Source organism: Collinsella sp. AF19-1LB (assembly GCF_003459655.1).
Taxonomy (GTDB): Bacteria; Actinomycetota; Coriobacteriia; order Coriobacteriales; family Coriobacteriaceae; genus Collinsella.
In genome coordinates, this window is the sequence record NZ_QRWO01000021.1 from 15,300 (window position 1) to 41,428 (window position 26,129).

Genomic DNA, 26,129 nt, shown 5'->3' on the forward strand with positions numbered 1-26,129 from the left:
CAGACACTCTGTTCATTAACGCCGCTTTTAGGTTAATCCCAATGCGCCTGCGTGCCGCTATTTTGTTTAAACAGACATAACTTGACTAATTGTATAACTTATGCTCTAGCGCAAGTAGTCGTTGGGGACGTTCTTAAACGACTAGTCAAACAAGAACGTCCCCAACGACTAGGGGCTAGACGATGTGGAGAGGGTTAGCGGCGTCGACGGCGTCGGGGGCGTCAGAAGGGCCGTCGGGGGCAGCGTCCGCCGGATCCTCGTCGGGGGTCTCGATCTGCTTGATCATGACCTCTTGGCCCTGGAGCAAATAGGTATCGCCACTGCCGCAATGGGGGCAGGTCTTGCCGTGCTCGACTGTCGCATAGTCGCGGCCGCACGCCTCGCAATGCGTCACGGCCTCGACGGGCTCCACGATAAGCTCCGCGCCCTGCGTGATGGACTTTTTATCTGCCGCCCAGCGCCAAGCGTCGAGCAGCAAGTCGGGAACGACGCCCGAGACCTCGCCCAGCAGCAGCGTGACGCTCGAAACGCGACGCACGCCATTGGCGCGCGCCACGTTCTCAACATCGCGAATAATGTGATAAACGATTCCCAATTCATGCAAGGTAGAAACCTTTCAACAACGGTTGATGCGATGCAAACTCAAAGCAAGGGGACAGCGAAATCTAGTCTGCGCCGTCCCCTTACCCGCCATGGTTACCTATTTACGACCGAACTTGATTTTGATTGCACGCTTTAAAGCATACTTGCCAAGGCTCGGGAGCTTTTGCTCGTATTTGACCATCGTGGAGCACTCGGGGCGGTCGCGATCCAGATGGATGGCGTCAAACGCGCACTTGGTGGTGCACAGGCCGCAGCCGATGCACTTGTTGGGGTCGACGATCGAGGCACCGCAGCCCAAGCAGCGAGCGGTCTCGGCGCGCACCTGCTCCTCGGTAAAGGTCTCGACGTACTCGCTAAAGGGCGCAGCCTTCTCGCGCTCGCGGTCGACACGTGCCACCTCGCGGCTCGCGTTGTCGTAGCTCTCGAGCACAACGTCGTTGCGGTCGAGCGCGGTGTAGCGGCGCTGGTTGCGGCCGATGGTGAGCGTGGAGCCCGGCTGCACAAAGCGATGGATGGACACCGCGGCCTCGTGACCGGCGGCAATGGCATCGATGGCAAAGCTGGGACCAGTGTAGACGTCGCCGCCCACAAAGATGTCGGGCTCGGCGGTCTGGTACGTCTGCGGATCGGCAAGGGCACCCTGGCCGCGGCCGAGCTCCACCTTGGAGCCAGCCAGCAGGTCGCCCCACACAATGGACTGGCCAATCGACATGACGACACGGTCGGCATCGACACGGCGCAAGTCGTTCTCGTCATACTCGGGCGCAAAACGGCCCTCGTCGTCAAAGACACGCGTGCAGCGCTTGAAGGTGATACCGCACACACGACCGGCCTCGTCCAGGTGAATCTCCTTGGGGCCCCAGCCGCAGCTAATGTGCGCGCCGTCCTCAATGGCCTCGCGACGCTCCTCCTCGCTGGCAGGCATCTGGGCCTCGCTCTCCAGGCAGAACATCTCAACGTGCTCGGAACCCAGACGGCAGGCGTTGCGGGCAACGTCGATGGCCACGTTGCCGCCGCCCACCACGATGGTGCGGCCGGGCAGCGCATCGATCTTGCCGCTGTTGACCTCGCGCAAGAAGTCGACGGCCACGGTCACACCCTCGGCGTCCTCGCCCGGAATGTCGGCAAGGCGGCCGCCCTGGCAGCCAATGGCAACGTAGAAGGCCTTAAAGCCCTGCGCGCGCAGCTCGTCGAGCGTCACGTCGCGGCCGACTTCCACGCCATAGCGAAACTCGGCACCCATCAGGCGAATGATCTCGACCTCCGCCTCGATAACATCCTTCTGCAGCTTAAAGCTGGGAATGCCATAGGTGAGCATGCCACCCGGGCGCTCGTTTTTCTCGAACACGACGGGCTTATAGCCCTTCTCGGCCAGATAAAAAGCGCAGGACAGACCAGCCGGACCGGCACCGATGATGGCAATCTTCTGGTCGAAGCCGCCAGCACGCGTCGGGGTCACCACGGGCGGGACATAGCGGGTCGCTGCGTCCAGATCGCGCTGGGCGATAAACTTCTTGACTTCGTCGATAGCCACGGCGGCGTCCACACGACCGCGGGTGCAGGCATCCTCACAGCGGCGATTGCACACACGGCCGCAGATAGCGGGCAGCGGGTTCTCGCGCTTAATGAGTGCTAGGGCCTCGTCATAGCGACCCTGCGCCGCGAGCTTCAGATAGCCCTGAACGGCAACGTGCGCGGGGCAGGCCGTCTTGCAGGGAGCGGTGCCGGACTCATGCGTCTCGATACGGTTGTCGTTGCGGTAGTTGGGCGACCACTTGGTGTGGTCCCACTTGGTGGCATCGGGCAGCTCCTGGCGCGGATACTCGGGCACCTGTCCGCCAGCCTTTTTGCTACAGAGCTTCTGGCCCAGTTTGGCGGCGCCGGCCGGACACACCTCAACGCAGCGACCGCAGGCCACGCACTTGTCCTTCTCGACCTTGGCGACGTAGGCCGAGCGCGACAGGTTGGGCGTGTTGAACAGCTGCGAAGTGCGCAGGGCGTAGCACACGTTGACGTTGCAGTTGCAGATGGCGAAGATTTTGTTCTCACCGTCGATGTTGGTGATCTGGTGCACAAAGCCGTTGTCCTCGGCCTGGCGCAGGATGTCGTAGACCTCCTCGCGCGTCACATAATGGCCGCGGTCGGTCTCGACCACGTAGTCGGCCATATCGCCCACGGCGATGCACCAATCGGCCGGGTCGTCGGCGCAGCCCTCTCCCATCACGCGACGGCTCGCGCGGCAGCTGCAGGTGCTAGCGGCATACTTACCTTCGTATTTGTCGAGCCAATGCTCGATATGCTCGATCGGCACCGAGGTGCTCGCGGCATCGATGGCCTTCTCGACCGGAATGACATGCATGCCGATGCCGGCACCGCCGGGCGGCACCATCGGCGTGGCCTTGGACAGCGGTCCCTTGGACGCCTGCTCAAAGAACTTGGCATAGACCGGATGCTCCTCGAGCTGGCTCACGCGCATGTTGAGGAACTCGGCGGAACCCGGCACCAGCATGGGCAGCACCCACTGCTTGGCGCGCTCGGGGTTTTCCCAGTTGTACTCGAGCAGACCCGTGTAGCTCATGTCGTCGAGCATTTTTTCGATATCGGCCTCGGGCATGCCGGTGAGCTTGACCATCTCGGGCAGCGTATAGGGACGGCGCATCTTCATCTTGCAGAGCACTTCGGCCTGCTCGTCGGTTGCGGCCTCGGCAAACGACCAGTACTCGTAGCCCAGCAGCTCGTCGCGGTGCAGCAGGCGGTTGGTGCAGTGCTCACACAGTTTGACGATGGCCTCGCGCGGATGCTCCGGTATCGGCGGCACGAACTCCGCGCCGATATCGGGCTCGGTATAGCTAATCCCCGGTCCGTTGAGAATCATAGTCGTCCCTTCTCTTGCCACAGCCCGGCGAGACCGCGGCGCCCCTCTTTGTACGGGTTCGACATGCCCCCATGCCGTTCACCCGCTATTGTTGACATTGTGTCAAAAACAGTATTGACGAACCGTCAACAATATTCAAGACTGTTAGGCGAACGGTCAGGCAAAAGAGGATGAAAGGCGGCAAAACATGGGCAACAACGCAGCAGATATCTCTGTGGTCGATGCCGTCCCCGCATCCGATAGCGCGGCAAAACGCCTGACGGGCGACGAGCGCCGTCGCGAGATCCTCGCCGCTGTGCGCGCCGTGAGCGCCGAGCTTGGTGTGTCCCATCTTTCGGTATCGGCCGTGACCAAGCGGGCTGGCTGCACGCGTTCGCTGTTCTACCACTACTTTGCCGATATGGATGCCGCCGTCACCGCCGTTATGGACGAGGCAATCGACGGCTTTATCGCCGAGCTCGAGCAGTGGAACGCCAGCCGCACGGTTGGCGACATCGAAGGCGCACTCGACACCGTTGCTCCGCTCTTTAAGCGCCTGGTCGTGAGCGGCCACGAGTTGCCGAGCACGCTCACCTCGAGCAGCGGCGCGCTCTACGGCGGCTTTTTGCACAACGTGGTCCAGCGCGTGGCGCAGTATATCTGCGATACCACCGTGGTGGATTTTGTCGCCCATCACGAGCTACGCATCGACCATGTCTACGAGACGTTCTACACCCTCATCATGGGGCTGCTGATGTATATCCGCACGCACCCCGATGTGCCCGACGAGACAGTCAAGGAAATCATCGCCTCGACGCTCCATATCGAGGGCTATACCGCCAAGTATCAGGAGCGCAAGCCCCAGAACTGACGACATTTGGCCAAACTGCCCGCGATCAGAAGAGGGGCCGCGGGCTTGTGAAAGGAGAGCAGCATGCTGTTCGATGTTTGGGGTAGCAATACCCTTATCCACTGGGCCGGCTGGGCCATGGTCTTTATTGGCCTGATCGTGCTCAACGAGGTCGGCCGCCGCACCAAGCTGGGCGCGGCCATCATCTTTGGCGTGGCTCCGCTGGCCATGACCATCTACTGCGTCGCTATCGCCATCGGCGTCTCACAGGGTGCCGAGTGGGCGCTCACCAACCCCACCCATGTGTACCAGAACAGCTGGTTCCACTACGCCAAGGTATACGCGGCGCTGGCCGGTTGCTGGGGCTTCATTGCCATTAAGTACCAGTGGGGCAAGATCGGCAAGGCGCATTGGTTCCGCGCGTGGCCGTTTGTGATCGTCGCCATCAACATCATGATCGCCGTCGTGTCCGACTTTGAGAGCGCCTATCACTTCTTTGTCCTGGGCGAGTCCACCTGGGTCACCTCCGAGGGCGCCACGCAGCTCGCCGGCTGGAACAACGTGTTCAACGGCATCGCCGGTATCATCAACATCTTCTGCATGACCGGTTGGTGGAGTGTCTACGCCTCCGAGGATCAGACCGACATGCTGTGGCCCGACATGACCTGGGTCTACATCATCGCCTACGATATCTGGAACTTCTGCTACACCTACAACTGCCTGCCCACCCACTCCTGGTTCTGCGGCTTTGCGCTGCTGCTGGCGCCCACCGTCGCCGCCTTTATCTGGAACAAGGGCGGCTGGATCCAGAACCGCGCCTTTACGCTTGCTATTTGGTGCATGTTTGCCCAGGTGTTCCCGTACTTCCAGGAGGAGTCCATCTTTGTGACCCACTCCACGCTCGACCCCGGCGCCGCTACCGCGGTCTCGATCGCCGCACTGGTCGCCAACGTCGCCGCGATCATCTACATCGCCTACCGCGCCAAGAAGCTCGGCCGCAATCCCTACAAGCAGGATGTCTTTGAGGGCACCAGCGATTGGGAGAAGGCCACCGCCCGCCGCGCCAAGGTTGATTACGCTCACGCCGAGTAACGTGTTGGCCGCTGTTGGCACTTGGGCATAGGCCCGCTCACCAGGCCTTTCAATCCAATGTCTCGCAGAGCCCCCGAAAAGCGCTTCGCTCGCTTTCCGGGGGCTTTTTTCGTTGCGCCTCTATTCATCTATTCAAAAACACGCGCATATATAAAATCGGATTTCAAATCATGCGGCGGCTCTATGGAGCCCCATTTTTGGGTACAGTGTTGTCCCGATATTGAGCTTGGGGGATATATGAAAGATGAGACGATGGGCCAAGAGGATGCGGTCCAAGATGCAGAAGCGTGTGCCGAGGCCCTGGAGAGTCTAGACCAGATCGCGCTGGCCGAGATTACGTTTGACGATTCGAGCGTTGATGTGCAGGATGAGCCGGAAATCGAGGCGCAGCCCGATAATCAGGATGCAAAAGACGATGGCGCCGCGCCCACCGAAGACGAGGCGGGGCACGAGGAATCCGAATGTGAGGCCGACGACCAGACCGAATCCGACACGAGCGAGGAAACCATCTTGCTCGACAACTTGCCGGCCGAAGATTCGCTGACCCGCGAGCTCCCTGGCTTAGGCTCTGCGCCTGCCGTGGACGAGACCATCGCCATGGGCGATATTCCCCTACCGTCCGTTCCTTCGGCACGCGAGGCCGAGGTTCGCCATCGCAAGATGTCGCCCAAGCGCCGCAATCTAATGGTCGCCGGCGCTGTGGCCGTTGCGCTTGTCGCCGGCGGCGCAGGCTACGCAGCCTGGAACGGATACCGGCAAGAGCAGGCTGCCATCGCCGCCGCCAATGCCCACACGATGATGTCGGTGCAGATTGGTGTACATGCCGCGGGGCTCGACTGTTCCACCGGCTCCAAGATTCCCGTACAGGTGAGTGGCCAGGATTCTGACGGATCCTCCGTAAGCGAAACACTCTATGTTGACGAGCACGGCCGTGGCATCAAACTGCTACCCGGTGACTACACGCTCTCCGTTGCCGCCTCCCCCATCGCGTCCGACGGCACCGTCTATACCGTGCCGACCACCAAGGCGCAGGTCACGATCAAGAGCGACGGACAGGACCTAAGCAGCCAGGCCGCCTTTAAGCTCAAGGTGCCTTCGGCCGACACGGTAACCGACGACCAGATCGATGCCGCCGCCAAATATGCCGAGGAGGGAGGCGCGAGCTCCGCCGCCACCGCCAAGGTGCTCCAGCAGGCGGCAACCGCGCGGCGCGACGCCGCCGTCAATGCCGTGAGCGCGCAAAAGGCACAGGCGGCCCGTGATGCCGACGCCCGTCACAAGGCAACCGACCTCTACCAGCTCGATATCCCCGTCGAGTGGTACGGCAAGGTCGAGACTTGGCAAAATGGCAGCACGCTATGCATCTATCTTGCCGGCGACAGCGATACGCCGATTGTGACGCTCGTCGCAGTGCGCGAGGGCGAGAGCTTTACGCCCGATGAGGGCGATACGGTTTTGGGTGCGGCCAACCTAGGCAACGGTTATACCGTCTACGCCAGCGGCCCCGTCTATCCGTACGTGGTGCCCCAGACCATCAACGGACGGACACAGAATCCCGTGTCGACCTACCCCATGGACACGGCCATTGAGCTTGTCGAGCTTACGACCGGCAACCGCTATACCTATAGCCAGATCAAGAACGTACTGGTCGGCAAAGACGGCAAGGCCGACGCTGCCACCAAACTCGAGACCGACTATCTCGCCCAGATTCTCCTGCCGAGCATCAAGGCCCAGGACTAGCCTGGCGCAGCAAGGTGCTCCCCAACTGTGATGAAGGAGCCAGGAGGTCCTGACCCCACAGGTCCATAGATGATTAGGCAAGGAGCCACTTCCATGCGGGCATAACGTGTACCACACCGTGCTCGCATGGAATATCGGTCTGTTCATCCATGGTAACGATTGCCGACTCGCCAAGATCGAACTGGGCCATCGAGGCATCAAGCGCGGCAATTTCGCGCTCGCGCGTTTTCTCACTTGCCATATCCGCACTCACCTGAATCAGGCTATAAGCCCGCATGAGAAGCGCGTCCCCAGCCACAAAGTCCACCTCATGGCTTTTGCTCTTCTCTTTGATTAGCAGGCGGCAGACAGAGCCGGTCCTCACCGCGGGAGTCCTTCTTCTGAGCGCATTGAACACTGCGGTCTCGAGCCTCTGGCCCTGGTCCAATGCCGATGCGGGAGAGAATGCTCCAAACATCGCAGGGTCGACAGCGTAGACCTTAGACGCAGACCGCATGTTATTTGCCAGTGAACGCGTGAACTCCGGCACAGAAAATAACAGGTAGGCGTCCTCATAATACTCAAGTAAATCGCTGAGCGAATTACGACTGACGGGTATCTGTCTGCTCTTGAACTCGTTGTACACTTTGTTCACTGACAGCTCTCGTCCCGAAGATGCCATACACCGCGTCAAGAACAGCGATGCCAGGCGAGGGTTCTTAACGTCGTAACGTTCAACGACGTCCATGGCGACCGTTCGCGAAGCATATTCCTGTAGCAGCTGAATCGCGTCTGCAGGCGTCTGCTCAAGTGTCGCGATGAATCCCCCTTGTTCAAGATACCCGATCAGATGATGTCGAAGCAGCGCTGCATCGCTCGGGGAAAAGGTCGCATCTGGCTCGGGAACGCTCCCCGTCTTATATCGAACGTATTCCGAAAAACTCAACGGAAAAAGCTCTCGCACAAGAGAACGACCCCTGAACTCGCTCTTAAGTTCCGAGGACAGCATCTTAGAAGAAGATCCCGTCACATAGACGGTCGCTTTCTCCGTATCGACTACACGCCGCAGAAACGCACCCCATTCGGGAATTTCTTGGATCTCGTCAAAGAAAATGTAAGCGCCCTCGGTTCGAGCAGCAGGATACAGCGCATAGAACGTGTCGAGCACGTCCGCCAGCAGCGATGGCTCATACGGGCGCAAGCGCTCATCCTCAAAATTAAAGTAAAGCATCCGGTCAAGCTCGACGCCCCGGCCCCGAAGCCGCTGCATCTCCTGATACAGGCGATACGTCTTTCCACAACGGCGGGCCCCCACAACCACATTTACGATGTTGTCGCGCTTTGGCTCCTGTGGGTTTCCCAGATCAAGGTCTCGCTCAAAGACCTGTGGAACCCCCTGCTGTTCAAAGTCCTTTATTTTCTGGGCCACCAAGTCGTTGAATGCCATGATTCTCCAATCTTGCTTATATGCTAATCAAGATTATATCGATTCTTGATTAGCAGATAAGTAAGATTGTGTGAAGCTTGATTAGTAGTTAAGCAAGTTTTTCACTGTCGAATTGCCCGGGTGATCACATGCCTCGGATGGCTACAAAACAGTTGAGGGGTCAAATGCTCCCGTTAGAGCCGTGATAAAAATTAACTAGGAACATTTGGCCCCCTCAGTCCTGCAGGGTATTGTAAAGTGCGGGGCTAGATCAGGCCGAAGTGTTCCATGGCCTGGGCGACGCCGTCGTCTGCACAGGGGACCGCGACGTAGTCGGCGGCCTCGCGCACATGGGGTGCTGCCTGGCCCATCGCCACGGCAACGTCCGCGGTCTCAAAGAGAGACAGATCGTTCTCGGAATCACCGAAGGCAAAGACACGCGCCGGCGCCGCACCCGCCGCAGCAGTGAGCTCCGCGAGCAGGGCCCGGGCCCCAGCACCTTTGGACACCCCGGGCATGACGAGCTCGTGGCTCCCCTCGCCCACGTTGTAGTAGCCGAGCTCCTCCATCAAAAAGTCGCTCGCCCGGTAGGCCCCGTACGCCTCGTCGACAAAATCGACCTTGGCAAACCGCAGGTCGGGCTTGGTACTACGCATCTCCTCGAGGTCGCACGCCACAGGACCCCAGTTGTAGAGGCTCCCACCGCTCGCGTTGAGCTCCAGGCAGAGCTCCGTCCCCTCAAAAAAGGCGGGCATCCCCACGCGGAGCATCTCCGCTACCATGCGCTCGAGCACCGCGCGCGGAAAGCAACAGTCGAGGATAACCTTGCCGTCGAGCACCACGTGCGCTCCGTCGAGCGAAACATATCCGCGAAACGGGAGGTTGTTGAGCAGCTGGTCGATCCCCACCCGGGCGCGTCCAGTCGAGAGAATCGGAATGCCGCCGCGCTCGGCGAACTCCTCCACGGCGCGCACCACGCGCTCAGTGGGAAAGCTGCCGGGGCCCGTTACGGGATCGCGGCACACCAACGTCCCGTCAACGTCGAAAAACGCAACGACCGGACCCTTCTCTAAGCGCACCCCACCGGCGCTCACAGCTGCTCCCCGTAGGACGCGAGCATCTGCTCGGTCCAACCCTTGGGCATCTGAGTCACGTAGCTCTCGTAGCTCGAACCACCATAGGTGTGGGCGGCGACAAAATAGCCCTGGTAATCGTTGGCGTAGCCGATGATCACCGGATGCTTGCCCGTCCCGTCGAACGCACCCTTGACGATGGCGCCTAGCTCGCTTGCAAGCTCGCCGGGGAAGGTCGTGAACACCACCGAGCCAAAGTCGAGCGTCGTCATCGCAACGGTGAAGTCCATCTCGTGGCGCTGGAGCTGCTGCTCGAGCATCTCCTTCTCGGTATCGGCGAGTTTCTTCTCGTCAAACGTGGGATTGTTGGCGAGCACCTCGAGCACCTCGTCAAGCTGCGCCTGGTACTGCGGGTAAAAGTCCTCGTTGTTGTAGTGGACATGGTGCTCAAACCGCGAAACCTTGGGCGCAGCGAGCTCAATGGGCTCAAAGGCGCCCTTCATGATCTCGCCCGCGATGCCGTTGCTCACGCGGCGGAGCTCCGCAAAGTCGTTGCCCTGGCGGAACTGTCGGTTGCCCAAATCGCCCGAGGCGCCGGTAAAGATATACGGCACGCAGCCGATCCAGTCCGCAAGCTTGTCGCGCACGCCTCCCTGCACGTCGGTCGTGAGCAGGCGGTTGGTGGGGCCGACCACCGTGGCATGGCAGTTGAAGTTGAGCATCGCGCCCAGCGTCTTGCCGCCCTCAGCCACAAAGCGCAGCACCAGGGCCTCATCGTCAAACGGCAGGTCGGCATCGTTGCGGTTGGAATACCAACCGCGTACGTGCCTCGTGAGCATCTCGGGCGCGGCGTCGACGAGCTCCTCATCCAAACCCGTCGCCGCCTGCAGCACCAGCCCCGTGACCAGCTCGACATAGCCGGGCGTGGTGGGGATGCCCATGGCGCCCGCGCCCTCAAAGCCGTTGGCGCACGAGTGCGAGTGGATGGAGTTGATCACGATGTTCTCGCTCGCGACCCCAAGCCCCGCGGCGAGGCCCTCGCGCATCGCGCGGGTCGTCTGGGCCGTGAGGATGCACACGTCGATCGATACAAAGAGCGACCGTGTGCCCTCGACCTCGAGCAGGAGCAGCGTCGCACGCGGCGTATCGTGCACGCCCGTCGCCGGCTGCTTGCGGATGGGATGGATATAGCCCTCCATCCAAAACGTGCCCGCGGGAGTGATATCGACAGATATGCTTGCAGCCTTCATGGCTCTCCTTTCAAAAAAGCCCGAGACGCACAGGGCGCCCCGGGCATGCAGTGCAGATATTGTTCGCTATGCGACCACGTAGCGGTACGTGTCGCCCATCGGCACAAACGTGGCCGGGATTTCGCTCGTCCCCAGAGCCTCGGGCAGCCAGTTGACCATGTACTCCATACCGGGCTCCTCCAGGTTGAAGTGCCCGATGGTGATGGCGCACCGGTTTTGGCCGAGCATGCCAGAGTCGCGGATGTACTCGCACGTGGTGAAATCGATGAACTCCATCGTCATAAGGCAGTCGTTGGCCTCGGCATCGGTGCGATTGATTTCGGCGGTATCGCTCTTGGCGTCGCCGGTCACATGCATCGGGACGCGAACGCTCTTGACGCGTGCGTGCGGGTCGCCGGTAATACGTGTGCCGTTGAGGCCGAGCTTGTGCACGAGCTCCTGCGCGAGCTCCGTGGCGTCTGTCTCGGGGATCTGGTACTCCAGGCAAAAGCCCTTGTCCTCGCCCATGCGGTAGTCGAGCCAGCCGAGCTTATCGGCCAGGCCGTAGAAGATGCCGTCTGCCAGAGCACCGTCCGCGTCGATGGGCACGCGCGAGTGGATATAGTCGTGGCAGCGCCAGACGGCACCGCCCCACTCGTCGAGCAGGGTCTTCTTGGCCTTGAACGTTACGGTATCGCCCACCACGTCCTGATGGTCGCCATGGTTCCAAAAAAGTGCCTCGTGGCTGATGATCAGGTTGGCGCCAAGCTCCTGAGCGCGGCGGATGATATCTGCCGTGGGCCAGATGCAGGTAACGATGCCCGTGCACTCGGTGTCGGTAGCGCCGTAGAGCACCTGGTCACGCGTAGTCGCGTCGTCGATTGCCTTGCCGGTAAACGAGTCCACGCCTGTCGAGAAGTCCTTGACGTGTTGGATAACCTCGCTGATGAGCATATGAATCTCCTTTTGGAACTAAATGACCAACCGCATGTGCCGTCTGAGCGGCAGATGCTACTCGTCGTCCTCGTCGTCCTCGACCTGGATGGTGTTGAGGAGTTTGATGGACTGCCCGGCCATGTCGATCGCGTTCTGGATACCCTCGGCCGTGAGCGGCGCAGGTGCCAGGCAGAGCTCCATCGCCAGGACCACATTGACGCCCGCCACCACAAAGACGTTGGGGGCCACGTAGGGCAGAAACTTCTGATTGACACTGCCTGCCAGGATGTCGGTCAAAACGAGCACCTCGTCGTCGGGAGAAATCGCGTCGAACACGGTCTCGACCTGCGGCTCGAGCGGCGTATCGTCCACGTACGCGCAGATCACGTGAAAGTCGCACTTGGCGCCCAGAAACTCCAGCGTATCGGCCAAGCCCTGAGCAAATTTATGGTGCGACGCAAGGATTACCTGCCTCATGAGCCAACTCCTTATGTAGTAGCGGGAGTGAACCCCGCTAAACAAACCGTTCCATGGCACCCGCCGCGCACAAGCGTGTAAGGAGACGTGCAGGGCGGGTGCGGTGGAACGGTTCGCTCAAATCAGATACGAACCGTAACACCGGGGCCGTGGGATGGCGCCCACAGCCCCGTCGGCGGTCGGGGGAAGCCACCGACGGAGGAAAAGTGAAGGAACTTAGGCGGCCAGGATACCGAAGGCGGCGCAGACGCAGCTCACGGCAAGGATACCAAGGATGATCCAGTTGAGCTTGACGCCCTTCTTGATCAGTTTGTAGACCACGACGGCCAAGAGCAGACCCAAGATGTTGGGGAAAATCTGGTCGAGCACGCCCTCCTGGATACCGAGCGAGATCTCGCCGTACTGGAACACGAGGGGCGTGGTGAGCTTGACGGAGCTGTAGATCAGCGAGCCGACCACGGTAAGGCCGAGGATGGAGGCGGCGTCGGTGAGGACGTTGAGCTTATCGCCCATCTTGGTCACCACGGAAGCGCCCGCCTTGTAGCCCTGGACGTAGTTCTGCATACGCCAGAAGTACAGGGCGGCCCAGACCGCCAGCCACAGGAGGATGCCAACGGGGCTTCCCTGCTGGGCCATATAGCCGGCGATGGAGCCGAGGATCGTCATCGGCAGGATCCAGATAAAGACGTCGCCGATACCGGAGATGGGGCCCATGAGGCCGACCTTGAGGTCGTTCTCGGCATGGATGCCGTTAAGGTGGCCCTTATCCTCCATGGCGAGGCCGGCACCGAGAAGCAGGCCCGAGACGGGAGGCGTGGCGTTGAACACGCAGTCGAGCTGGTTCAGGATCGCGGTGTTGAAGGCGTCCTCGTCGTTGCCGTAGATCTTGCGAAGCGCGTAGTAGGAGGCGAACATGGCGCACGGGGCGTTCTGCGTGGCGTAGGAGTACGAGACCGTATCCATCAGGCACATACGGCGCGAGCAGATCTTGAGGTCTTCGTCGGTAAGGACGGGCTCATAGGAGCCATCGGGGAGTTGTACGGGGGCTGGAGCCTCGTTGAAGTCCTTGAATTCCTTGGGCTTGAAGAAGTTACTCATCTTCGAGCTCGCCTCCATTCACGGTAGCGGCGGCCACGGGAGCGGCCTCAGACTTGTTGCGGAAGTACTCGATGGCCACGACAGCACCCAAGAGAGCGATGGGGAGCACGGAGAGGTTGAGGTAGGCAGCGAGGACATAGCCGGCGATAAGGAACGCGTAGAACTTGTTGACCGGCATGAAGGTGAGCAGGATCGCGAAACCGGTGACGGGCAGCACGCCTGCGGCGATGGAGAGACCGTCGGTGAACCACTGCGGCATGAAGGCGTTGATGGCCTCGACCGCCTGCTGGCCAAAGGCGAGCACGATGATCATGGGCAGAGCGCCCTGGAGGAAGAGCCACAAGTGCGAAAGGAAGCACGAGGCGAGCATCTTGTTGTACTCGCGCTTGACGGCATAGCCGCGAATGACCTTGAAGACCCAGGAGTTGTAGATCTTGAAGATGACGTCGAGCTGGACATAGAGCATGGCGACCACGACGCCGATCGCAAGGCCGACGGAGATGTCGCCGTTACCGGTGATGCAGGCCGTGACGGTCGCGACCATACCGGCCATGCCGTAGTCGGGGGCAGACGAGCCGCCCAAGCCCGCGGCGCCCATGGACATGAGCTGGATGGTGCCGCCGACGATGAGGCCCGTGTTGGGGTCGCCCAAGATGATACCGGCGAGCCAGCAGACGAGCGCGTGCATAAACGGGATCGCCTGGGTCGAATAGGCGTCGACCGCGCGGAATCCTGCCAAGAGGACGAGCAGGACAAACTGGAGCGCATTAACATCCATGTTTATCACCTTTCTTTACAGGGGAATGAACTCAGAGATGGGCACAGGCTTATCGGTGGTCATGTAGCGGACCTCGACCTTGGTGCCCGCGGCCGCGATCTTCTGGTAGACAGGGATGTCCTTCTCCAGAATGAAGGCGCGCCTGCCGGCCTGGACGCCCGGGGTGCCCTCGGGCGGGGTCTCCGTAAGCCCCAACGTGAGCACCGGGATCTTCTGCCCGGCCTCGATCAGATCTAGGAACGTCTGCGGGTCGCGCGCGATGGTAAACACCGTGTGGTTGTCGTACTTGCCGGCTTTGAAGTTGGTGAGGGCCTTCTCCTCGGTAATAATCGAGAGCGCCTGGCCCGAGGGCTTCGACAGCTTCATGGCCGCCTTGCGCACCTCATCGTTGGCCGTGGCGTCGTCGATGATCATCGTGCGCTGCGTGGCGTACGTGGGGCACCAGAAGCCCTGTACGATTCCGTGGAGCAGACGATAGTCGATTCGCCCTGCGACGATACTCATGTCCACCCTTCCTTTCCGTGTGCGGGCGCGGGCGCCCGCGTTTCTTTGAGAGGGCCGCCGCTGCAACCCTTGATCTCCTGCTGAAACCAAGATAGGCGGTCGCAGACCGGCGGGACGCGGCATCAAACAGAATCGACAGAGCGCCGCAAACCGCAACAGCCTTGCCACTCAAATGGACAAGATATTTGGTTTTCTCAACACTAGCCCTCGACACTCATCGCAACAGTGTCGAGGGCTTTACCAGGTTTGTGTCGGCTGTTCTACTCGTCTTCGAGAATCATGCCCGCTATCTCGACTTTCTTTTGCGCATCGGCCATGCTCACATGCAGCATGTGGTGCACGTATGCAATCTCCGACACAGGTATCTCGACACGGTAGCGTCGCGTCATGTCGATAAAGGCCTCGCGGAAGTTCTCGATAAAGTCCGCATGGTCGCGCTCAAAGGCCTCGGTGTCGGGGGCGGAGTCAACAAAATTCTTGGTCACCAGGCGCTCGATAAGACCGCACAGGTGCACGTAGACACCGATCTTGCGGCGCGCGTCGATATCCTCGCCCTGCAGCTCCGCCAAGCGCTTGACCGCGCGGTCGGCCTCGATGTAGAGCATCTCGGGGTTAAGGATCGTAATGGACTCGATCACGTTGCGAAGGGTCAGGTTGCGCAGGAGGTTGGCATGGAACTCCTGGACGCTCTCGGGGTCCACGAGCGGGAAGAGCGCCCGGTCGAGCGCGTCGGAGCTTCCCTCGTAGAGAATGTCCTCGAGCCCCACAAACGGCACCGACACGATGCCCGGGTCCATGGTGCCCACGACGGCGCGCACGCGGTAGTCGCTAAAGACCGGGGCGCCGTCGCCCTTTTGGGCGAGCATGGGGTAGTCGCAGGTCACGAGCTGCACCTCGGGCGTGCCGGGGAGGCTGTTCTGCACGATCTGGCGGATCTTGTCGGCTGCCTCGATACCCGACTCCGAGCAAAACGCCACGGCGTCGTTTTCGACCGAACCCCTCACCACGCTGTAGCTGGGCGCGAGCCCCGCCGAGGCGTGGGCGAGCACCTCGTCCAGATCGGCGTGGGCGATGAGCGCGCTTCCCACCTCGAGGGCAAGGCCGGTCGACACGTTGTTGACGATGTGGATGTCGCACGTCGTGAGCCCTGTAATGGCGTCGTTGATCTTTTCGAGCGAACCCATGTCCACCAGGATCGCCACCGTCTTGCAGTGCGAGTAGCGCGCGAGCAGGCGCGAGAGCTGCCCCACGATCTCGGTGACCTCCTGGTCGTAGGTCATGTCGATGGCCTCGAAGACATGCGTTCGCAGGATGCGGTCGGCGGCGTCGGCGATGCTCGTGGCGGTGGAATAGCCGTGGCACACCACCACGCCCAGGTAGTCGCGCGGGCCTCCCGTGGCGCGCAGGGCGTCCCCCACCTCGATAAAGAGCACCGTGCGTGAGAGCGCATCGAGCTCCATGCCGAGGGCTGTCTTGGTCTTGGCGGCGATTTCCTCCACAACGGTCGCCGTGCCGGGTTGGTTCTTCTCCAAAAGCGTCAGAGTCCGCTCCACGGCGTCCGCATTGGCGATCCGCCACTTGCTCAGGCCCGCACCGCCCCAGAGCTGCGTAAAGAGCGACTGCGCGATGGAGCGCGAGATCTTGCGCGTAAGCTCGATGCCGTAGGCGTGGTTCACCTGCTCGATCACGGGCGCGACCATCTTCTCGTAGGCGCCCACGCGCGGGTTGACGCTCTTGTTCTCAAAGTCGAAGTTCATGTAGTCGTCGTAGGCACGCACCGCCATGGTCGCGCTGGTAAAGAACTCGGTGAAGCTCACCTGACCGCGCTCGAGTGCCTCAACGGGGTCGACAATCTTTTGGAAAAAGCCCGTCACGCGCACGGACGGGTCGTTGACATCCTTGTCGCCGCTCACGAGCTGGTCGTCGTCGGGCTCGGGCGCCGTCTTGCCCAGCACGCTGGAGGGCAGATTGTAGGTCTGGATGGTGAGCGTCTCGTTCTCGCGGTTGAGATAGGCGCCCGCGCAGCAGTTGGTGATACATGAGCGGAGGCCGTCGATGTTGTCCTTGAAGTCGGCGTCGACGAGGGCGCGCAGGGCGCCGCGGCTTACCGCGATGTCGGCACCCACGCGACGGCCCTCGACGCGCAGGTAGTGCATCACAAAGAGCGTGCGCTCCTCGACGCTGCGCTCCGCCAGGCGCGGGAGCGTGACGGTGATGGGCACAAAGCGCGCGATACCCTTGACGATATCGCTGTCGGCAGGCAGGGCGGACGAGAGCAAGAAGCGGGCGGGAGGCACGTCCGACGTGCCGCGCGCGGTCTCGCCCGTAGGGTCGCCGGCACCGATGCGTTGCAGGATACGTTCACGCGCCACGCGGGGCAAGTGGTCGTAGCCGCTCAGGTAGATCACGCCGCCGTTGGCCTCTTTGACCGCACCACCAAAGCCGTCCGCACCAAAGATCTCGTACTCGACCTCTGTCGCCTCGACGGGTCGTTTGCAGTCGATGCGCACGTAGCGGGCCTGCGTCGGCAGAATCCCCGCATTGACGCCGTACTCAAAAGTGAGCTCGCTCATCATGCGCTTGCCCGTCCCCGGCTCGCCGATCAAAAGCGCCGGGAGCCCATGTGGCGGATAGCGGATGGCGCTCTTGAGGTGGTCGACGCATGTCCCGTACGTAAGGTCGAAGCCGATGGCCTTGTCAAAGTCCTCTTCTTCGTCGATGCCCGCAGCACCCAGCAGCTCGTCTATCGAGGCATATTCGGATTTATCGAACGCATGCCTAAAGTAGCGTTCGACGGAGTGGCGATGGAAATAGAGCACCGGGCGGGCGTTGACCTTGATAACGTCGCCCTGACGAACGAGCTCGTTAAGATACTGGCTCGCCAGACTGCGGCTCACATGGCATTCGCTCGCGATCTTAGCCGTCGTGAAGTTGTCGATGTTGCACAGGTTAAGGTCGCGCGTCATCTTGTCGAGCGTCTTGAGAATCTCGGTTTTGGTGTCGTACGTAATCACGGCGCTGCCCCTTTTGCTCTTAGGTCACTTGGGGCGATTGTAGCCAAGGGAGGCGGTGCTATACAAATAAAATGGCTCTGTTAGACTGGGATTGACATGAAGTATTGATAGGCAACGTTCCCATAGAACGCAAAACTCCACGGGGGTGTTGTCTATTGTCGCCTCATGTCAATTCCGGTCTAGCAGAGTCTTAAAAGATCATTAGGTACAGAGAGATTTAAAAATCCCCGTCCTGGAAAAATCATCTGTTGCCGAACATCAAAGGCCAGGGCTAGCGGCTCCTATTAGATGCTGGCTCACATAGCAGCCCAAGTAGCTAAAAGAGCCCCGTCCCAAATGAGTTCGTTAGCGCCAGGGATCGGCTTCGAACAGCGGCTCACGCTCGGGGCGGCGATCGCTGTAGGGATCGTAGCCGTCGTCGTCCTCGTTCTCGGCACGGATGTAGGGGTCGCGCGGCTTGGGTGCCGGTTTGGACGTGGGCTTGGGCGCCGGCGCGCTTGTCTTGATCTCGCCTTTCATCTGCATAGCTCCTTGCATCGCATCCGTTCAACATCATCGATTGTCGCACGAAAAAGGGCGGCGGACCCAATTGGATCCGCCGCCCTTGGCGTTTAGAGACGGCTGGCAGATTTTAAGGCATGTCCCATAAATCTACTCGGCGTCGGGGACCTCGTAGGTAGCAGACGGCGTGTTGTCGCACACGACGGTAAAGCCGCCGTCCTTGTCGGCATCGACCGTCACCTGATCGCCCTCGCGCACCGTACCGTCGATGATGGCGGCGGCGATGGCGTCCACGACCTCGCGCTGGACCAGGCGCTTGAGCGGACGGGCACCGAACACGGGGTCCAGGCCACCCACGGCGAGCATCTGCTTGGCCGCCGGGGTGATGGCAAGCGTCATGCGCTCCTTGGCCAGACGCGCGCGGACGTCGGCGAGCTGGATGTCGACGATCTTCTCGATCTGCGCCATGCCGAGCGGATGGAACACCACGATATCGTCGATACGGTTGAGGAACTCGGGGCGGAAGGTCTGAGCCATGGCGGCGTCGACCTGATGGCGCATCTCCTCCTCGTCCTTACCGGACAGATCGGCGATGGCCTTGGAGCCCACGTTAGACGTCATGATGATGATCGTGTTCTTGAAGGACACCTGGCGACCCTGGCCATCGGTCAGACGGCCGTCATCAAGCACCTGCAGCAGCACGTTAAAGACATCCGGATGAGCCTTCTCCATCTCGTCGAGCAAAATCACGGAGTACGGACGACGGCGCACGGCCTCGGTAAGCTGGCCGCCCTCGTCGTAACCCACGTATCCCGGAGGCGCACCGATCAGACGTTGGACGCTGAACTTCTCCATGTACTCGGACATGTCGATACGCACGAGCGCACGCTCGTCATCGAACAGGCACTCGGCAAGCGCCTTGGCGAGCTCGGTCTTGCCCACGCCGGTGGGGCCCAGGAAGAAGAAGCTGCCGATGGGCTTGTCCGGATCGGAGAGGCCCGCACGGCTGCGACGCACGGCCGCGGCGACAGCGGAGACCGCCTCGTCCTGGCCGATGACGCGCTTATGCAGCTCGCCCTCCAAGCCCTTCAGCTTGTCGAGCTCGCCCTGCATCATCTTGGAGACGGGCACGCCGGTCCAAGCGCTCACGACCTCAGCGATCTCATCGGAGGTCACCTGCTCGTTGAGGCCCTCGCCGTCCTGCTGCTTTTGCGCCTCGAGCGCAGCCTCGGAATCCTGAATCTGCTGCTGCAGGCCCGGAATCACGGAGTAGCGCAGCTCGGACGCACGGCCCAGGTCGCCGTTGCGCGTCGCACGCTCCTCTTCGCTCTTGGCCTCGTCGAGCTGTCCCTTGAGCTCCTGCACGTGGTCGATGGCGTTCTTCTGGTTGAGCCAGCCGGCCTTTTGCACGTTGAGCTTTTCTTGGACCTCGGCAATCTCTTGGCGCAGGGCCTCCAGACGCTCCTTGGAGGCGTCGTCGGTCTCCTTCATGAGCGCCTGCTCCTCGATCTGCAGCTGGGTGAGCTGACGCGTGGTGGCATCGATCTCGACCGGCATGCTGTCGAGCTCCATGCGCAGGCGGCTTGCCGCCTCATCAACCAGGTCGATGGCCTTATCGGGCAGGAAGCGGTCGGCGATGTAGCGATCGGAGAGGTCGGCGGCCGCCACGAGCGCGCTATCGGTGATATGCACGCCGTGGAAGATCTCGTACTTCTCCTTGAGGCCACGCAGGATCGAGATGGTGTCCTCGACGGTGGGCTCGGAGACCATCACGGTCTGGAAACGACGGGCGAGTGCCGCGTCCTTCTCGATGTACTTGCGATACTCGTCGAGCGTAGTCGCGCCGATTGCGTGCAAGTCGCCACGGGCAAGCGCCGGCTTCAGGATGTTGCCGGCGTCCATGGAGCCCTCGGTGGCACCCGCGCCCACGATGGTGTGGAGCTCATCGATGAACAGGATGACCTTGCCTTCGGACTTTTGGACTTCCTTGAGCACGGCCTTCAAGCGGTCCTCGAACTCGCCGCGGTACTTGGCGCCGGCGACCAGCGCGCTCATGTCGAGCTCGATGAGGTCGCGGTCGCGCAGGGTGCTCGGTACGTCGCCGGCCACGATTCGCTGAGCAATGCCCTCGACGATGGCCGTCTTGCCGACGCCCGGCTCGCCGATAAGCACGGGGTTGTTCTTGGTGCGGCGGGACAGAACCTGAATAGTACGACGGATCTCGTCGGTACGGCCGATGACCGGGTCGAGCTTGCCGGCGCGAGCCAGATCGCAGATGTTGCGACCGTACTGCTCCAACGCCTCAAACTGCGTCTTGTCCTCGGCAGACGTCACGCGGTCATCGCCGCGCAGCTCCTCGTAGACTTGCTCGATGCGCTCCTTGGTCACGCCGGCGCCACGCAGCACGCGACCCGCCTCACCCTTGTCCTCGGCAAGTGCCATCAGCAGATGCTCGGTCACCACAAAGCTGTCGCCCATCTTGGTGGCCTTTTTCTCGGCCTTCTCGATCACGCGAACGAGCTCGTTGGACAGGCCCATCTGCTGACCCTCGCCCGACACCTTGGGCGCATGGTCGATGGCATCTTGTGTGGAGCGTGCGAGCTGAGCCGGGTCGGCACCGATGCGCTCGATGATCACGGAGATATTGCGCTCGCCGGCACCGAGCAGGGCAGACAGCAGGTGGATCGGCTCCACCGCGCCGGCCTGTGCATCGGCAGCCGTGCTCATGGCGGTCTGCAGCGCCTCGCGCGACGTCATTGCTAGCTTATCGATTCTCATGGAATCACCTCTCTTGGGGCGGCCGCCCTACGGGGCGGCTTCACGTTGTTCGAGAAGTATTGTTGCCAGCTTTACGCGATCTTATACACAAATCTAAGTCTCTATATATAAGATTTTCTGAGTGAATTACGGATAGGGTACTGAGATGTCAGCCCGCCGCTGCCCAGGCGCGCTACCGTCTCGATCTGTAACATCTAGCAGCCATTTTTGATCCTAGATGTTACAGATCGAGACAGACCGAAAACCACCACAAAGAGGCACCTTTGTGGTGGTCGCGGTCTCTACTCCTTCGCCGAACCCGTACTTCCCGATTCGACGGTCCAGGGCATCTCATCCTCGAACAGCCATGTACGGGCAGACCCACTATCGCGTGCAGTCTGCGGGTCAGGCAAGCAGGTCTGTTTATAGGCATCTTGGATACACTGACCCATAAAATCGTTGAGCTCGGTCTGGTCGCCCTCCATGACATAGGCGACATCGCCGTCCATGATGTAGATGCCCGGACCCTCATTGCCCTCGTAGCCCGGATCGTACGAGACATCACATAACTTTGCGCCGTTTGCAGTGTCCAGCTCGATGGACGAGTGGCATCCGCCAACCATGTCGTTCGCTTTTGCCCGATAGGACGCATATCCGTACCAACGCTTAAATGTTTTGCCCTTGAGTAGCTCGGACGCCCTATCGATCAGGCTTGTATCCGTGGTATAGCGCATGGCCCCAAGCTGAATACGCGGATAATTGCTAATACCCAGCACAGCCGGCTGCTCATCAAAATCAACGGTAATGGTCTCGGGCTTGTCGTCGCCGGTCAGAAGTTCGACAGATTGAGTCACAGGCTTGACCACCGGCTCCGTCACCGCAGCAGGTAGAAATGCCATACCGACAGCGCCCGCGCCAACCACAGCGATCGCAAGCGCCAAGACAATCAATCCAATACGGGCAGAACGGCTCACGGCAAAACACCCCACAATGCAAACCTTCGCCACCTGCACTAATGATACCGCCAGCTAACACTATTACCAAAAGAAGCCGCGCGCTCCTCACCACCACAAAGGGGACAGGCACCTTTGTGGTGGTTTTCGACGCTAACGGTCGACCATCTCGCGCAATGAGATTAAACTTGAATTGCTCTCTGAACATATCCATTTCTGCCTATCCTCAACAGATCTTTGTCTCGAGGAGCGCATATGAAGCCGCCTCATTCCACCGGTCGCAACGTCATCGCCATTCTCGCCATACCCATCGTGATGCTCTTCCTTATCGTCATCACGCCCTTTTCCCTTGGTATCACCTCGCCCTTCGATTTATGCGGAATGGTCGACGCCGGCTCGCGTGCCACCTCGCTCTCCTTTATCTGTCGCGGCGTGTTTTACGAAGATGGAATTCCCACCGGAAGTTGGCAGTCAAAGTTGCCACTGCTCGGTCAGATCGACGGATGCTCCCCCTATTTCTGCCTTGGACCTCAGACGCTAAACTATCTAATCGACGACCAGCCACTCGACTTCATCACCCTCGCCTACGACTACGCACCAAACACCGATGAGCGCCACATGAACCAAGTCCTCGACAAGATGCTTGGACAGTGCGGGCTCACCGAGGAGGCCGGTCGAACCATCTATAGCAACCAGAAATTAAAGCGAACAGAACTCCGCCGTGTCGGAAAAATCAAAGGGCGAAACGGGGCCGCCTACTGGGATGCCTGGGCAACACGCGACAAGGGCGAATTCGGACACAGCACCTATATGGTCACTGTCTACACCAAAGACGGAATTAAGGACAATGTTGACGATTTCGCGTCATCCAAACTCGGCATCCCCAAAACAACCAAACCCGCCAGCCCAGATGAAATTCTGTAGAGCCGCCCATTAACATGCCGCTCAACGATCACAACAGCATCGAGCTCGTCTCCACCACCACAAAGGTGCCTGCCCCCTTTGTGGTGGTTTTCAACAAAAAGAAGCCGCCCCGATAACAGAGGCGGCATCAAGCAAGTCTATTTATTAGCGTCCCTCAAGACCCAACGAGAACGCAGAAATGTAGCCCGGGGCTTACCCTTTCCCGAACGCGGCCCTCGCGAAGCGCGTGAGCGGGCGGGAAAGGGTAAGCCCCGGGCGGACAATTAAGTGCGCTACTCGGCAGCGGCCTTGAACTTGTTGTAGTTGATCAGGCAGCCGGCCTTGACGATGGCACGCTCCTCTGCCGTCATATCGGCAATGTAGAGCTCAATCTGCTCGACCGCACCATCGGCGCGCACCACGTAGGCGGCGATGTCCTTCAGGTCGCCATCGAGCGCGGCACGGATACCCGGCACAAAGACGTAATCGCCCACCTCAAAGTTGGGCTCGGCCTCCATCTGGAAGGGCACCATGCCCCAGTTCATCACGTTGGAGCGATAGCGCTTGGTGGCGTACTCGTGGACGATGTTGGCCAGGCCGCCAATTACGCGCTGGCAGCTCGCGGCCTGCTCGCGGGCGCTGCCGTCGCCAGGCTTCTTGGCGTAAATCATGGAACCGAACTCGGTCGCCTTGGCATCGGCCGCGACACCCGCGCCGGCCAGCGCCTCAAACACACCGGCAAGCTCGGCATCGAACGCCGCCAGGTCGCCCGCGGACTCGCCGGCAACGCGACGCTTCTCCACAGCGTCTACCTCCTTGGAGCGACCCACGTAGGCCGGGTCGCGGCGGCTCAGCGTAAACTCAGCCAGGCCCAGCGGGTTGGAGCGGAAGGAGCTCGTCTCGCCCGAGGGAATGAGCTCGTCGGTCGTGGTGACCGGGTCCATGATCTTGGAGCAAACCTTGAGCAGGATGTCGTCGCCGAGCGGCTCCATCGCGGGCCACGGCTTGATGTTGGGGCCTTCGACCAGCTCGTCGGCAGGCTCCGCCTTGCCAAAGCCCCAGTACACGCGCTTCTTGTACGGCGCGTCGTCAAAGGTGTACTCGCAGGCCTCGTCCCAAGTGTCCTCGGGCAGGTCGGTCGCCGGCGTCAGGACGCCGCCGTTGGCAGCCGTTGCCGCAATGGAGCGAGCGTCCATCAGGGCCACAGCGCTCAGCTGGCCATTGCCCGGCTTGGAGCCCTCGCGGTTGGGGAAGTTGCGCGTAGTGTGGCGGATCGACAGGCCGTTGTTGGCGGGCGTGTCGCCGGCACCGAAGCACGGGCCGCAGAATGCCGTGCGCACGATCGCGCCGGCCTCCATAAGGTCGTAGATATAGCCGCGGCGTGTAAGCTCGAGCGCCACGGGCTGGCTCGTGGGATAGACCGACAGCGAGAACTCGCCGCAGCCGGTGTTGGCGCCCTTGAGCACGCGGGCAGCCTGGACCACGGAGTCGTAGTTGCCGCCCGAGCAGCCGGCGATAACGCCCTGCTGCACGTGCAGCTTGCCGTCGACGATCTTGTCGAGCAGGCTAAAGTGCGTCTTGCCCTCGCCGATCTTAGCGGCCTCGAGCTCCACCTCGTGAAGGATGTCCTCGAGGTTCTCGTTGAGCTCGTCAATCTCAAAGCCGTTGGAAGGATGGAACGGCAGCGCAATCATGGGCTTGATGCTCGACAGATCGACCTCGACGCAGCCGTCGTAGTAGGCAACATCGGCAGGCTTGAGCTCACGGTAGTCGTCGCCGCGGCCGTGCATGGCCAGGAATGCGTGCGTGTCCTCGTCGGTGGCCCAGATGCTCGACAGACAGGTGGTCTCGGTGGTCATGACGTCGACGCCGTTGCGGTAGTCGGTCGTCATGCTCGCGATGCCGGGGCCCACAAACTCCATGACCTTGTTCTTGACGTAGCCCTTGGCAAAGACAGCGCGGATGATGGCGAGCGCCACATCGTGCGGGCCGACGCCGGGGCGCGGGGCACCCGTGAGGTAGATGGCGACGACGCCGGGATAGGAGACGTCGTAGGTGTCGCGCAGCAGCTGCTTGGCCAGCTCGCCGCCACCCTCGCCCACGGCCATGGTGCCCAGGGCGCCGTAGCGGGTATGTGAGTCGGAACCCAGGATCATCTTGCCGCAGCCCGCGAAGTTCTCACGCATAAAGGAGTGGATAACGGCGATATGCGGCGGAACGAAGATGCCACCGTACTTCTTGGCAGCCGAGAGGCCAAAGACGTGGTCGTCCTCGTTGATGGTGCCGCCCACGGCGCACAGCGAATTATGGCAGTTGGTGAGCACGTAAGGCAGCGGGAACTGCTCCATGCCCGAGGCGCGCGCCGTCTGGATGATGCCGACAAAGGTGATGTCGTGGCTCGCCATGGCATCGAAGCGAATCTTGAGCGCCTCGGGGTCGCCGGACGTATTGTGTGCCTGGAGGATCGAATACGCGATGGTTCCGCGTTTGGCATCCTCGGGCGCCTGCGTAATGCCACGCTCAGCAGCCTCGGCCACAGGCACAACCTCGCTACCGCCGCGCAGGTAGATGCCGTCCTCGTACAGCTTGACCATACTGTCTCCCACTCTGCCCAAAAGATTTGGGCGCATAGCATACATTCGTTCAATATCGTGCCATAGAACGGTTGCCAGCGGGTTACGAATCTGTACGTTCACTTTATCTCAGTAAAGCAAAGAACGAGTTGGGTGCCGGGGGCAGACTTAGACGCCGAAATGACGAGAGTGGATAATCTCCCACTTTGAGCCTGCAAACAGGCCAAAAACGGGAGATTATCCACTCTCATTCTGCGGGCACTCATTTAAGTCTGTCCCCAATGAGTGCCCGGCAGCGTCGGCGGAGCTATAGGTCGCTACCCGTACCTAGCAGCTTGCGCATGACTTGCTCGGGGTTGACCGAGCCGTCGCGCGGGGCCAGGGCGGTGATCTTCTTTTGCATCTTGTACTCGTGCAGCTCGTCCTCGAGCTGGCGCACGCGGGCGCGGAGTTTTTCGTTCTCGCGCTCGCGCTCCTCGGCGCGCTCCTTCATATCGAGGATGCGCACCACGCCGGCAAGGTTGATGCCCTCGTCGGTCAGCTGGTTGATGAGCTCCAGGCGCTCGATATCGGCACGCGAATACAGACGCGTATTACCGCCCGAGCGCTGGGGGTTCACCAGGCCCTTGGACTCGTAGACGCGTAGAGTCTGCGGGTGCATGCCGGTCAGCTCGGCCGCCACGCTGATCATGTACAGCGGTTTGTTCCTATTGTCCTCGGCCATGCTACCTGACCCCTTTCCGTCTCGTTATCGTCCATCATAAGCCCGCGGGCGTGGGCGTGCGCCGC

At 61.0% G+C, this 26,129-nt stretch carries 20 protein-coding genes; 4 read left to right on the forward strand and 16 right to left on the reverse strand.

Going from position 1 to position 26,129, the window contains the following annotated elements:
* Positions 1-175: 175 nt before the first annotated feature.
* Together DWX39_RS07315 and DWX39_RS07320 are read right to left on the reverse strand one after the other, a co-directional pair.
* Positions 176-604, reverse strand: a complete 429-nt coding sequence (locus tag DWX39_RS07315; RefSeq protein WP_117637935.1) for a hydrogenase maturation nickel metallochaperone HypA — start codon at positions 602-604, stop codon at positions 176-178.
* 96 nt (positions 605-700) lie between these two features.
* A complete protein-coding gene (locus tag DWX39_RS07320; RefSeq protein WP_199411465.1) occupies positions 701-3,478 on the reverse strand; it encodes an FAD-dependent oxidoreductase in 2,778 nt (925 codons plus the stop codon).
* Positions 3,479-3,665: 187 nt separating this feature from the next.
* Between DWX39_RS07320 and DWX39_RS07325 the strand changes: the two genes are divergently transcribed.
* The 3 genes from DWX39_RS07325 (at position 3,666) to DWX39_RS07335 (ending at position 7,139) form a co-directional block, all read left to right on the forward strand.
* On the forward strand, positions 3,666-4,328 hold the full coding sequence (locus DWX39_RS07325; protein ID WP_117583630.1) for a TetR/AcrR family transcriptional regulator: 663 nt from the start codon (positions 3,666-3,668) through the stop codon (positions 4,326-4,328).
* Between the two features lie 63 nt (positions 4,329-4,391).
* Positions 4,392-5,399 carry a DUF5692 family protein gene (locus DWX39_RS07330; protein WP_117759084.1) on the forward strand — a complete coding sequence of 336 codons (1,008 nt, stop codon included), beginning with the start codon at positions 4,392-4,394 and terminating at the stop codon, positions 5,397-5,399.
* Between the two features lie 237 nt (positions 5,400-5,636).
* Positions 5,637-7,139 (forward strand): hypothetical protein, encoded by a 1,503-nt coding sequence (locus DWX39_RS07335; RefSeq protein ID WP_117759086.1) that lies wholly within the window; start codon positions 5,637-5,639, stop codon positions 7,137-7,139.
* Between the two features lie 73 nt (positions 7,140-7,212).
* Here the strand turns inward: DWX39_RS07335 and DWX39_RS07340 are convergent, their stop codons facing one another.
* From DWX39_RS07340 to DWX39_RS07395, 12 genes are all read right to left on the reverse strand, one after another.
* On the reverse strand, positions 7,213-8,565 hold the full coding sequence (locus DWX39_RS07340; protein ID WP_117759088.1) for an ATP-binding protein: 1,353 nt from the start codon (positions 8,563-8,565) through the stop codon (positions 7,213-7,215).
* A 245-nt stretch (positions 8,566-8,810) separates the two neighbouring features.
* Positions 8,811-9,638 carry an HAD family hydrolase gene (locus tag DWX39_RS07345; protein ID WP_158561639.1) on the reverse strand — a complete coding sequence of 276 codons (828 nt, stop codon included), beginning with the start codon at positions 9,636-9,638 and terminating at the stop codon, positions 8,811-8,813.
* Positions 9,635-10,867, reverse strand: coding sequence for a neutral/alkaline non-lysosomal ceramidase N-terminal domain-containing protein (locus tag DWX39_RS07350; RefSeq protein WP_117759092.1), 1,233 nt, complete (start codon positions 10,865-10,867; stop codon positions 9,635-9,637). Before DWX39_RS07350 ends, DWX39_RS07345 begins: the two co-directional genes overlap by 4 nt.
* 66 nt (positions 10,868-10,933) lie before the next feature.
* On the reverse strand, positions 10,934-11,800 hold the full coding sequence (locus tag DWX39_RS07355; RefSeq protein ID WP_089573283.1) for a Nif3-like dinuclear metal center hexameric protein: 867 nt from the start codon (positions 11,798-11,800) through the stop codon (positions 10,934-10,936).
* Between the two features lie 57 nt (positions 11,801-11,857).
* A complete protein-coding gene (locus DWX39_RS07360; protein WP_117759094.1) occupies positions 11,858-12,259 on the reverse strand; it encodes a PTS sugar transporter subunit IIA in 402 nt (133 codons plus the stop codon).
* A gap of 216 nt (positions 12,260-12,475) precedes the next feature.
* Positions 12,476-13,357 (reverse strand): PTS system mannose/fructose/sorbose family transporter subunit IID, encoded by an 882-nt coding sequence (locus DWX39_RS07365; protein WP_158561640.1) that lies wholly within the window; start codon positions 13,355-13,357, stop codon positions 12,476-12,478.
* On the reverse strand, positions 13,350-14,135 hold the full coding sequence (locus DWX39_RS07370; RefSeq protein ID WP_089573286.1) for a PTS sugar transporter subunit IIC: 786 nt from the start codon (positions 14,133-14,135) through the stop codon (positions 13,350-13,352). Before DWX39_RS07370 ends, DWX39_RS07365 begins: the two co-directional genes overlap by 8 nt.
* Before the next feature lie 15 nt (positions 14,136-14,150).
* A complete protein-coding gene (locus DWX39_RS07375; protein ID WP_117759098.1) occupies positions 14,151-14,639 on the reverse strand; it encodes a PTS sugar transporter subunit IIB in 489 nt (162 codons plus the stop codon).
* 260 nt (positions 14,640-14,899) lie between these two features.
* Positions 14,900-17,653, reverse strand: a complete 2,754-nt coding sequence (locus DWX39_RS07380; RefSeq protein WP_117759100.1) for a PRD domain-containing protein — start codon at positions 17,651-17,653, stop codon at positions 14,900-14,902.
* Between the two features lie 345 nt (positions 17,654-17,998).
* Positions 17,999-18,172 (reverse strand): hypothetical protein, encoded by a 174-nt coding sequence (locus tag DWX39_RS07385; RefSeq protein WP_231501577.1) that lies wholly within the window; start codon positions 18,170-18,172, stop codon positions 17,999-18,001.
* Positions 18,173-18,304: 132 nt separating this feature from the next.
* A complete protein-coding gene (gene clpB, locus DWX39_RS07390) occupies positions 18,305-20,932 on the reverse strand; it encodes an ATP-dependent chaperone ClpB (protein WP_117759104.1) in 2,628 nt (875 codons plus the stop codon).
* A 281-nt stretch (positions 20,933-21,213) separates the two neighbouring features.
* Positions 21,214-21,885 (reverse strand): hypothetical protein, encoded by a 672-nt coding sequence (locus tag DWX39_RS07395; RefSeq protein ID WP_147329350.1) that lies wholly within the window; start codon positions 21,883-21,885, stop codon positions 21,214-21,216.
* A gap of 234 nt (positions 21,886-22,119) precedes the next feature.
* Here DWX39_RS07395 and DWX39_RS07400 point away from each other — a divergent pair, with 234 nt between their 5' ends.
* Positions 22,120-22,788: a hypothetical protein gene (locus tag DWX39_RS07400; protein ID WP_117583635.1), complete on the forward strand. Its 669-nt coding sequence runs from the start codon at positions 22,120-22,122 to the stop codon at positions 22,786-22,788.
* A 272-nt stretch (positions 22,789-23,060) separates the two neighbouring features.
* Here DWX39_RS07400 and DWX39_RS07405 read toward each other — a convergent pair whose 3' ends face one another.
* Positions 23,061-25,361: a hydratase gene (locus tag DWX39_RS07405; protein ID WP_117759106.1), complete on the reverse strand. Its 2,301-nt coding sequence runs from the start codon at positions 25,359-25,361 to the stop codon at positions 23,061-23,063.
* Positions 25,362-25,647: 286 nt separating this feature from the next.
* Complete coding sequence (locus tag DWX39_RS07410) at positions 25,648-26,064, reverse strand: heat shock protein transcriptional repressor HspR (protein ID WP_089573643.1); 417 nt, start codon at positions 26,062-26,064, stop codon at positions 25,648-25,650.
* Positions 26,065-26,129 lie beyond the last annotated feature (65 nt).

Excerpts from the sequence above, each read along its gene's own strand:
- DWX39_RS07370 (WP_089573286.1), bottom strand. The coding sequence starts at position 14,135 with ATGGATGTTAATGCGCTCCAGTTTGTCCTGCTCGTCCTCTTGGCAGGA.
- DWX39_RS07340 (WP_117759088.1), bottom strand. The coding sequence starts at position 8,565 with ATGGCATTCAACGACTTGGTGGCCCAGAAAATAAAGGACTTTGAACAG.
- DWX39_RS07360 (WP_117759094.1), bottom strand. The coding sequence starts at position 12,259 with ATGAGGCAGGTAATCCTTGCGTCGCACCATAAATTTGCTCAGGGCTTG.
- DWX39_RS07350 (WP_117759092.1), bottom strand. The coding sequence starts at position 10,867 with ATGAAGGCTGCAAGCATATCTGTCGATATCACTCCCGCGGGCACGTTT.
- DWX39_RS07405 (WP_117759106.1), bottom strand. The coding sequence starts at position 25,361 with ATGGTCAAGCTGTACGAGGACGGCATCTACCTGCGCGGCGGTAGCGAG.
- DWX39_RS07330 (WP_117759084.1), top strand. The coding sequence starts at position 4,392 with ATGCTGTTCGATGTTTGGGGTAGCAATACCCTTATCCACTGGGCCGGC.
- DWX39_RS07385 (WP_231501577.1), bottom strand. The coding sequence starts at position 18,172 with ATGAAAGGCGAGATCAAGACAAGCGCGCCGGCGCCCAAGCCCACGTCC.
- DWX39_RS07355 (WP_089573283.1), bottom strand. The coding sequence starts at position 11,800 with ATGCTCATCAGCGAGGTTATCCAACACGTCAAGGACTTCTCGACAGGC.
- DWX39_RS07365 (WP_158561640.1), bottom strand. The coding sequence starts at position 13,357 with ATGAGTAACTTCTTCAAGCCCAAGGAATTCAAGGACTTCAACGAGGCT.
- DWX39_RS07335 (WP_117759086.1), top strand. The coding sequence starts at position 5,637 with ATGAAAGATGAGACGATGGGCCAAGAGGATGCGGTCCAAGATGCAGAA.
- DWX39_RS07320 (WP_199411465.1), bottom strand. The coding sequence starts at position 3,478 with ATGATTCTCAACGGACCGGGGATTAGCTATACCGAGCCCGATATCGGC.
- DWX39_RS07410 (WP_089573643.1), bottom strand. The coding sequence starts at position 26,064 with ATGGCCGAGGACAATAGGAACAAACCGCTGTACATGATCAGCGTGGCG.
- clpB (WP_117759104.1), bottom strand. The coding sequence starts at position 20,932 with ATGAGAATCGATAAGCTAGCAATGACGTCGCGCGAGGCGCTGCAGACC.
- DWX39_RS07325 (WP_117583630.1), top strand. The coding sequence starts at position 3,666 with ATGGGCAACAACGCAGCAGATATCTCTGTGGTCGATGCCGTCCCCGCA.
- DWX39_RS07375 (WP_117759098.1), bottom strand. The coding sequence starts at position 14,639 with ATGAGTATCGTCGCAGGGCGAATCGACTATCGTCTGCTCCACGGAATC.
- DWX39_RS07400 (WP_117583635.1), top strand. The coding sequence starts at position 22,120 with ATGAAGCCGCCTCATTCCACCGGTCGCAACGTCATCGCCATTCTCGCC.